General features: G+C 41.8%; 9 protein-coding genes. 5 read left to right on the top strand and 4 right to left on the bottom strand.

Translation table 11 applies throughout. From position 1 onward, the window contains the following. The first annotated feature begins 4 nt into the window (after nucleotides 1-4). Entirely contained in the window at nucleotides 5-919 is a 915-nt protein-coding gene (locus tag HWQ41_RS29975; protein WP_292771106.1) for a M23 family metallopeptidase, read from the top strand. A gap of 206 nt (nucleotides 920-1,125) precedes the next feature. Here the strand turns inward: HWQ41_RS29975 and HWQ41_RS29970 are convergent, their stop codons facing one another. Genes HWQ41_RS29970 through HWQ41_RS29960 form a run of 3 tightly spaced genes read right to left on the bottom strand, consistent with a single transcriptional unit; the run spans nucleotide 1,126 to nucleotide 2,741 of the window. Continuing rightward, nucleotides 1,126-2,175: an isochorismatase gene (locus HWQ41_RS29970; RefSeq protein WP_292771092.1), complete on the bottom strand. Its 1,050-nt coding sequence runs from the start codon at nucleotides 2,173-2,175 to the stop codon at nucleotides 1,126-1,128. Between the two features lie 60 nt (nucleotides 2,176-2,235). Further along, complete coding sequence (locus tag HWQ41_RS29965; RefSeq protein WP_292771090.1) at nucleotides 2,236-2,520, bottom strand: type II toxin-antitoxin system YoeB family toxin; 285 nt, start codon at nucleotides 2,518-2,520, stop codon at nucleotides 2,236-2,238. Continuing rightward, a complete protein-coding gene (locus tag HWQ41_RS29960) occupies nucleotides 2,517-2,741 on the bottom strand; it encodes a hypothetical protein (protein WP_292771089.1) in 225 nt (74 codons plus the stop codon). The genes HWQ41_RS29965 and HWQ41_RS29960 overlap by 4 nt, the downstream gene beginning before the upstream one ends. Nucleotides 2,742-2,864: 123 nt before the next feature. Between HWQ41_RS29960 and HWQ41_RS29955 the strand changes: the two genes are divergently transcribed. The 3 genes from HWQ41_RS29955 (at nucleotide 2,865) to ctpC (ending at nucleotide 6,922) form a co-directional block, all read left to right on the top strand. Next, on the top strand, nucleotides 2,865-3,767 hold the full coding sequence (locus HWQ41_RS29955) for a pentapeptide repeat-containing protein (RefSeq protein ID WP_292771087.1): 903 nt from the start codon (nucleotides 2,865-2,867) through the stop codon (nucleotides 3,765-3,767). A gap of 428 nt (nucleotides 3,768-4,195) precedes the next feature. Further along, nucleotides 4,196-5,422 carry a (E)-4-hydroxy-3-methylbut-2-enyl-diphosphate synthase gene (ispG, locus tag HWQ41_RS29950; protein ID WP_292771084.1) on the top strand — a complete coding sequence of 409 codons (1,227 nt, stop codon included), beginning with the start codon at nucleotides 4,196-4,198 and terminating at the stop codon, nucleotides 5,420-5,422. A 216-nt stretch (nucleotides 5,423-5,638) separates the two neighbouring features. Beyond that, nucleotides 5,639-6,922 (top strand): carboxyl-terminal processing protease CtpC, encoded by a 1,284-nt coding sequence (ctpC, locus tag HWQ41_RS29945; RefSeq protein ID WP_292771081.1) that lies wholly within the window; start codon nucleotides 5,639-5,641, stop codon nucleotides 6,920-6,922. Nucleotides 6,923-7,068: 146 nt separating this feature from the next. Here the strand turns inward: ctpC and HWQ41_RS29940 are convergent, their stop codons facing one another. Further along, a complete protein-coding gene (locus tag HWQ41_RS29940; protein ID WP_292771079.1) occupies nucleotides 7,069-7,254 on the bottom strand; it encodes a DDE transposase family protein in 186 nt (61 codons plus the stop codon). Nucleotides 7,255-7,533: 279 nt separating this feature from the next. Here HWQ41_RS29940 and HWQ41_RS29935 point away from each other — a divergent pair, with 279 nt between their 5' ends. Then, on the top strand, nucleotides 7,534-8,028 hold the full coding sequence (locus tag HWQ41_RS29935; RefSeq protein WP_292771103.1) for a DUF6174 domain-containing protein: 495 nt from the start codon (nucleotides 7,534-7,536) through the stop codon (nucleotides 8,026-8,028). Nucleotides 8,029-8,132: the final 104 nt, after the last annotated feature.

The following is an 8,132-nucleotide window of genomic DNA, read 5'->3' as shown; positions in this document are numbered from 1 at the left end:
ATACATGACTTCACCTTTTCGTCAACTGTTTCTCTGTAGCTTAGTTAGCGCCTTGGGCCTAGTAAGCATACTGGCAAACACCAACAGCGCCAACGCTGCTGTCAGTGGTTGCCCAACTCCAGCCTTATCTCGCTTCCAACGCCATAAAGTTGTTCGTGGCGAAACTTTGGAGAGCATAGCGCAGCGCTACAATCTCATACCTACAACTATTATTGGCATGAATCCAGCTTTGCAGAACGGTGCGATCGCTGCGGCGGGTTCTAGCTACGTAGCCGTTGGTAGTGTACTTCAAATTCCTCCCTACAATGGGGTTGTAGTCGAAGTGCCTCGCGGTGAAACTTGGCGACAAGTGGCGGCAAAATACAAAGTTCGTGCTGATAGCCTTTTCGAGGTGAATGGCTGCCAACAAGACCCCAGAATTGTGTTTGTTCCGGGGGTAAATTGGTCGCCCAATGGTGTTGTAACTAAGTCGCCTTTACCTACTAATACAGGTACGCCAAACCGTGCATCCCTATCTGGATATCCTTTGGCACAAGTGGCAACGATCGGATTAGCTTACGGCTGGCAAATTAATCCCGCGACAGGTGAAGTTTTCTTTCATAGTGGTGTTGACTTATTAGCACCAGTTGGTACTGATGTGCTAGCGATCGCATCTGGAACTGTAGCCTTTGCCAACGATCAAGGTTCCTATGGTAAGTTGGTCATTATTAACCACAGTGGCGGACTCCAAAGCCGCTACGCCCAGCTTGACAGTATCAAAGTTACTGTCGGTCAGCAAGTGAAAAAAGGAGACTTACTGGGAACGGTAGGCACTAGTGGGAAACCAACATCCACTCAACCGCATCTCCATTTTGAAGTGCGTTCTAGCTCATCTCTGGGTTGGGTAGCCGAAGATCCAAAGGGTTATTTGAAGAAATGAGGGTTGTTTTGAAACACAAAGAGGCGCAAAGGAACGCGGAGGAAATCTCTGTATTTCTCTGCGACACCTTTGTGACTCTCTGCGTTAAAAAAAGGATGCTATATTTCAATACAGTTCAGTTAAGCATTTCCTCCTTTCTTCCTTCTCTTCCTTTGCGTTCTTTGCGTCCTTTGCGGTTCGTTAAAAAAATTGAATTTGACAAAGAGTTAAGCCTTAACTGAACCGTATTGTGCTATATTTTCGCGAGATTTTACGATGTGCATTCCTGCTTCTGCAAACCTTGTAAATGCTGCATCTGCCTGTTCTGTGTAGTCGACAACACCGGGAACAACAACAGGGGAAGTGCAATCTTCTAGCAGATATATTTTTTGAGCAAGGGCAGCATCTACCTGTTTAATTTCTGTTAATAAATCGTCGATTGTCCAGGCAACGCAGTGACTTTTAGCTTGACCACCGATAATCACAGCATCAAATTCTAAAAGTTGTTTTATCAGGCGTGTATTCTTTTGAGCAAGTGGACGTTTCTCAAAATCTTCCAACACCTCTGGACGTAAGATGGAATAGTTTTCTGTTAAGGGATTTTCACCTTTGATTTCAAATTGTGTTTGACTCTGACGAGCAATACAGTGGAAAAATATCGCTTCTTCTACCGATGAAACTAAAGCATGACCAATACCACCCAACATAGAATGATAAGGCCAAACAATGAGAGGATATTTACCGTCCTGACTTAGTTGCTTGACGTAATGGTAAGCGTGTTTTTCTAATAATTCGTAATCCCCATTAGTAACACTATCAGCAACTGCTGGGTTAACTTTCCAAATACCTTGTTCGATATCTTCAGCAGTGATGCTAGTCGCTGCTGGCGTAGGATGTTCTCCGGCGGCATTCACCCAAAAGATTGGATGGAAAATTTGCGTTGCTGTATGAGTATCTAAAGTAGGTACGATTTTTGTAATTACTCCCAAGTTGCGATAGATAAAATCACACAATCTGACGTTATCATCCACCGCCGCAGTACCGGATTTTCCACCTACAAATAATTCAAATCCAGGAATACAGAAGGTATTTTGGACATCAATTAATAGTAAGCAAATGCTGGTTTTATCTAAAGATGCAGGTTTGATATCGTGTTGTTTTGCCCAGATTTCAGCTTCGGCGGCACGTTCTTGGTAAGATACGCGCCAGACTTCGCCGACTTTATCGGGGTTAAAGTGCGGAGGAATGGATAGTTGGGTTATTATTTGGGTGTTCATCTAAAATCTGTACTTATTTTCTAATTATTAGGTAAGCCTTAGTTAAAAATAATGCTAAATTTAGTAAACGTCATCGTGGGAACCTAAAGTTAGCAACAAAATTTCTTCCTCTGGTGATTCAGTATTTGTAACAAATTTAAATAAAATCCGATTCCGATAATCAATTGAACATGAGTATCTACCCGATGAATCACCTTTTAGCTTGTGACTACATAAACTGAGTTGAAAAGGGTCTTCTGCGATTTGTTGTAATACTTGCTCAATTTGAGAACGTAACTCAGGATTTTTCTTGACTACACGCTTAAAAGCACGAACAAAAGTCGGACTCCAAACCAAATTTTTCACTCGTCTAACTCCGCCATCAAATCTGCAACTGAACCACGCCGGACATTACCTTGAGCATAATCACTCTCTGCTTGCGCGATTTCTTTTAATAAGTCATCTCGTCGTTGTTGTTTGAGGCGCTTTTGGATAATATCTACAAGAATAGCCTGAGCTTCTGGATCTAATGCTTCTACCGCTTCTATGGCTTTCTGGAATGTAGATGTTTTTTCTAGCATGGGCATCAAAGAATTTGGTGATAAGTCTAATTTAGCTGGTGGTGTGTGTAATCTGTGTATTCAATAGTATATTTGTATTATGAAAATATAAATTTAGCGTTAGCAAAGCTTAACGAAGTTATCGCTCTTATGAACCGAGATGAATTACTGAAACGCTACGCCGCAGGTGAGAGAGACTTTTCAGGAGTTGACCTAAGTGGTGTCAAACTAAAAGGTGTTGAGTTGTATGGTGTCAACCTCAGCAAGGCGAATCTCAGTAATGTGAATTTAGGCTATGCTGACATCACTTGTAGCAACTTGCAAGAAGCTAACCTGAGTGGAGTAAACCTAGATCATACTCGAATTGATGAATGCAATTTAACAGGTGCTAACTTGAGAGGTATGTGTGCATTTCAGTCCTCTTTTGAAGGTTCTAATTTAACTGGTGCTGATTTGAGTCAAGCTCTATTAACTTCAATCGGCTTGCAGGGTGTAAATCTCAGTGATACTAACTGGGAAAAAGCAAATATTGATAGTTGGTTTGTAGTAAGATTTAAGCATTACTTGAAAAAAGTTTATCTTAAGCATACTGTTTTATATGTTGACGATACCAATGAAATAAATAACTGTGGAGCAAATTTAACTGACGCTATTTACTACAATTCTGATGGTTTTAAAGATACAGCAGCAAATGATCCGCCAGGTGTAATTCGCATATATCCCGGTGCTGACTTAAGTGGACTAGATTTTAGCGGTTGTAATCTCAGGAATCTTGACTTGAAAGATGTAAATCTGAGTGGCAGTAATTTAAGAGGTGCTAACTTAATATGCACAGACTTAAGGAATGCTAACCTCACAAATACAGACTTGCGAGATACTTATTTGAGAGATACAGACTTGCAGGGCGCTATCTTATGCAACACTATCATGCCAGAAAAGAGAATTGAAGAAAATCAACTACATGAGGTTGAAGATCCTGAAGTGGTTGATGAATCTATGTTAGAAATCGAGATGTTAAGTGATGATGAATTCACTGATTTTGATGATCAATAATTTATGCGTTTGAGGAACGAAATCCAACATTGGGTTCATGTTCATGTTGGGTTTCACTGCCGTTCAACCCAACCTACATTCATAGATTTTATTATAAGTTATCACCCGAACTTGATATTACAGATATTGCAGGTTAGATTATAGAATTACTGTGGTTATAGTAGTATTTATGACTCAGTAATAAGGCGATCGCTTCGTTAAGCTTTCCTGTGCGATCGCTACTCAAACTACTCAGTTAAAAGGATTTTTAAGCAATATATCATTAAAAATGAGCAAAACCTCTGAATAGCTCATTATTTCTTCTGCTGTTTCATTCTCCATTTTTTTTCGACTTAATTGCCCAAAAGAGCCACTAGCTGTGGCAATCTGGGAAACAGAGACTTATCAAACCTGATATTTTAGCTACAGCAAATTTACCTGATAGGGTTATGCAAACTCTACCGACTCTTACAACTTCTAACACCACAGTAGATCAACCCACCTTTGATACAACTATCAAGCGGCGTAAAACCCGCCCTGTAAAGGTGGGAAATGTCACCATTGGCGGCGGCTACCCCGTTGTGGTGCAGTCAATGATTAACGAAGACACTCTTGATATTGATGGTTCCGTGGCTGGTATTCGTCGTCTGCACGAAATTGGCTGCGAAATTGTCCGCGTCACAGTGCCGAGTATGGCTCATGCTAAAGCTTTAGCAGAAATTAAACAAAAATTAATTAAAACTTACCAAGACGTGCCAATTGTGGCTGATGTCCATCACAATGGGCTAAAAATCGCTGTGGAAGTCGCCAAGCACATAGAAAAAGTGCGGATTAATCCGGGCTTGTATGTGTTTGAAAAGCCAAACATCAATCGAAGCGAGTATACTAAAACCGAATTTGACGAAATTGGCGATAAAATCCGCGAAACCCTAGAACCCCTGGTAGTTTCTTTGCGCGACCAAGGTAAATCGATGCGAATTGGGGTAAATCACGGTTCCCTTGCTGAAAGAATGCTATTTACCTACGGTGACACCCCCGAAGGAATGGTGGAATCTGCCATAGAATTCATTCGCATCTGTGAATCGTTGGATTTCCGCAACTTGGTTATTTCCATGAAAGCCTCACGAGTGCCAGTGATGCTAGCCGCCTATCGCCTGATAGCCAAGCGCATGGATGACCTGGGTATGGATTACCCGTTACATTTAGGCGTTACAGAAGCCGGTGATGGCGAATACGGGCGAATTAAATCCACGGCTGGTATTGCAACCTTACTTGCTGATGGCATTGGCGATACAATTCGCGTCTCACTTACAGAAGCACCAGAAAAAGAAATTCCCGTTTGTTACAGCATTCTCCAAGCTTTGGGATTGCGAAAAACGATGGTGGAATACGTTGCCTGTCCTTCCTGTGGACGCACTTTGTTTAACCTAGAGGAAGTACTGCACAAAGTCCGGGAAGCCACTAAACACTTAACAGGTCTTGACATTGCAGTTATGGGTTGCATTGTCAATGGCCCCGGAGAAATGGCAGATGCCGACTATGGTTATGTTGGCAAAACACCTGGTTACATTTCTTTGTATCGTGGCCGAGAAGAAATTAAAAAAGTCCCAGAAGACAAAGGTGTAGAGGAATTAATTAACCTCATTAAGGCAGATGAACGCTGGGTAGAACCATAAATAAAGGGAGCAGAGGGGCAGGGGAAGCAGGGGAAGATGAGGGAGACAAGGAGAATAACCAATGCCCCATGCCCCATTCCCAATGCCCAATCCTCAAATTCGCCAGATTGTCAAGTATTTTGTTTAAATTAGAATACATACTCGGTCTGTACAGTGGTAGCCTGTGTTAGATTGAGCATACTGAATATATATTTTCCCTCTGACCCAGCTGTCATTATGGTGATTACAAAAAGTAGGCTTGTTTTGGGTGCTACGGCAGTGACACTCTCCACGATCGCTGTTACTAGCCTTGGCATTCACTCGCGAGGCCAGGCTTTATTTAAAGCAAGTCCCAAAGAATTGGTAGATGAAGTTTGGCAAATTATTCAGCGCCAATATGTAGACGGTACTTTTAATCAGGTAGATTGGCAGGCTGTTCGTAAGGAGTACTTGAGCAAGTCCTACAGTAATCCGCAGGAAGCGTATAAGTCCATTCGGGAAATGCTCAAAAAGCTACAAGACCCATACACCCGGTTTATGGACCCAGAGGAATTTAAGAATATGCAAGTGGATACCTCTGGAGAACTAACAGGAATTGGGATCACGATCAGTCAGGATGAAAAAACGAAGCAACTGGTTGTAATTGCGCCAATCGAAGATACACCAGCCTTTAAAGCTGGTGTTTTGGCGAAAGATATCATCGTCAAAATCGACGGCAAAGATACTAAGGGCATGGATACTAATCAGGCAGTATCCTTGATTAGGGGTGAAGCAGGAACACAAGTCAGCCTGACTATTCAGCGTGACGGTCAGACAAAAGAGTTTGACATCAAACGGGCGCGGATTGAAATCCATCCAGTTAAGTTTTCCCTGAAGCAAACTCCAGCAGGGAACCTTGGGTACATTCGCCTGAACCAGTTCAGCGCCAATGCTGGTAAAGAAATGCAAACTGCCATCAAAAATTTAGAAACCAAACGGGTAGCTGGATATATTCTGGATCTGCGTGGTAATCCGGGCGGATTACTCTTCTCCAGTGTTGATATTGCCCGGATGTGGATAGATAAAGGTAAGATTGTCTCCACCGTTGAACGCCAAGGAGAGGCAGAAAAGGAAGAGGCAAACGGACGAGCCTTGACAAATAAACCGTTGGTGGTGCTGGTAGATAAAGGTTCAGCCAGTGCAAGTGAAATCCTCTCAGGGGCTTTGCAGGATAATAAGCGTGCTACTTTGGTTGGTACTCAAACCTTTGGTAAGGGACTGGTGCAATCGGTGCGTCCCCTGGAAGATGGTTCAGGATTGGCGGTGACAATTGCTCATTACTATACCCCCAGCGGTAGAGATATCAATCATAAAGGCATTGAGCCAGATGTGAAGGTGGATTTGACCAAAGCGCAAATGCAGGACTTGTGGCTGCATGGACGTGACAAACTCGCTACCCTAGCAGACCCCCAATTCGCTAAAGCAGTGGAAGTCATAGGTAAACAAATTACTGCTAAGGGCACATCCACAGCAGAAAAATGAAAAATTAGGAATAAATAAAGTTAGGAGTCAATAGTGAGGAGTTAGGAATAAAAAGCATCATTGTCAATTTCAAACTCTGCCGATTTTAGATTTTTCCTTCAATCCAAAATCCAAAATCTAAAATCCAAAATTGAATGACTCCTAACTTAAACTGGTTGGCACTTTCCAGCCCTTATAAGTCCAACCCGCCGAGCGATCGCTTCTTCTTGCGAACTAAAAGGCCCCCACTGTTCTATAATCTCTAAATTATCGTCTCCAACTAGGTCGCTGGGGACAATTTCGCAATTCCCAACAGAATGCTTGACAATATACCAAGTTTGTGAATCGTTCATGCTTGAAATAAAGAATTTGTTTTTTTACAGTAAGAATTTTACGGCATACAGAAAATATTTTCGCGCCTATACGATGCCTAGTTTGGGCTGCGTCAACGCGCCGGATCTGATTTGGCAATAGACTACACTCACCAACCAGTTCCGTACAGTCAGAAATTTGTTATTTGCCCTTGGCTATCCATTGATGAATTTTAATCAAAATATAAAGTGTATTTAAAGAAGTAGATGAATTCATCTATATAATACATACATAATACTTTGAAACTTCAATGGATTGATATGCGTTTACCGATCATTATCAGTGCCGGATTATTGCTATCTTTCGGTCTGAACCTACCAGTAATGTCCAAATCTCCCACAGAGATAGCAGAATGGCCAGCGAATAAGAACTTGAATTCAAGGCGATTAGAATTTAATCGCCGTTTCTGGAATCGGCAAAATATTTCCAACTATCGCTATACATTGGGCAATAGTTGCTTTTGTATACCCGATGCTAGGGGGCCAGTAGTCATTGAAGTACGTAATGGTCAAACAACTTCCATCACTTCTGTAACTACAGGTAAACCAGTTAATCCAGAATTCTTTCAAAACTACAAAACAATTCCTAAGCTGTTTAATGTGATTCAAGATGCTATCAACCGTCAAGCCTTCAGCCTGAATGTGCGGTACAGTCCTAAACTCGGCTATCCAACCCAAATTGATATCGATTACAACAGTCAGATAGCTGATGAAGAAAAATATCTCACAATTGAGAATTTTGAGGAAATTAAATAGCCAGTGTTCTCCAGTTCTCAATTGCATGGAATACAGACCACTCGTAGGGAACATTGCTCATTGGTGTCAACTTAAGCCAAAACCCTTTTAAAACCTCGTTTCCA

This window comes from Nostoc sp. NOS(2021) (assembly GCF_017115025.1).
Lineage (GTDB): Bacteria > Cyanobacteriota > Cyanobacteriia > Cyanobacteriales > Nostocaceae > Nostoc.
Note: the sequence above shows the minus strand (reverse complement) of the source record. Positions and strands in the feature narration are given on the sequence as shown.

What these genes read in the sequence shown, in the direction of transcription:
- ctpC (WP_292771081.1), top strand. Translation starts at nt 5,639, where the DNA reads ATGGTGATTACAAAAAGTAGGCTTGTTTTGGGTGCTACGGCAGTGACA.
- HWQ41_RS29935 (WP_292771103.1), top strand. Translation starts at nt 7,534, where the DNA reads ATGCGTTTACCGATCATTATCAGTGCCGGATTATTGCTATCTTTCGGT.
- HWQ41_RS29975 (WP_292771106.1), top strand. Translation starts at nt 5, where the DNA reads ATGACTTCACCTTTTCGTCAACTGTTTCTCTGTAGCTTAGTTAGCGCC.
- HWQ41_RS29940 (WP_292771079.1), bottom strand. Translation starts at nt 7,254, where the DNA reads ATGAACGATTCACAAACTTGGTATATTGTCAAGCATTCTGTTGGGAAT.
- ispG (WP_292771084.1), top strand. Translation starts at nt 4,196, where the DNA reads ATGCAAACTCTACCGACTCTTACAACTTCTAACACCACAGTAGATCAA.
- HWQ41_RS29960 (WP_292771089.1), bottom strand. Translation starts at nt 2,741, where the DNA reads ATGCCCATGCTAGAAAAAACATCTACATTCCAGAAAGCCATAGAAGCG.
- HWQ41_RS29955 (WP_292771087.1), top strand. Translation starts at nt 2,865, where the DNA reads ATGAACCGAGATGAATTACTGAAACGCTACGCCGCAGGTGAGAGAGAC.
- HWQ41_RS29970 (WP_292771092.1), bottom strand. Translation starts at nt 2,175, where the DNA reads ATGAACACCCAAATAATAACCCAACTATCCATTCCTCCGCACTTTAAC.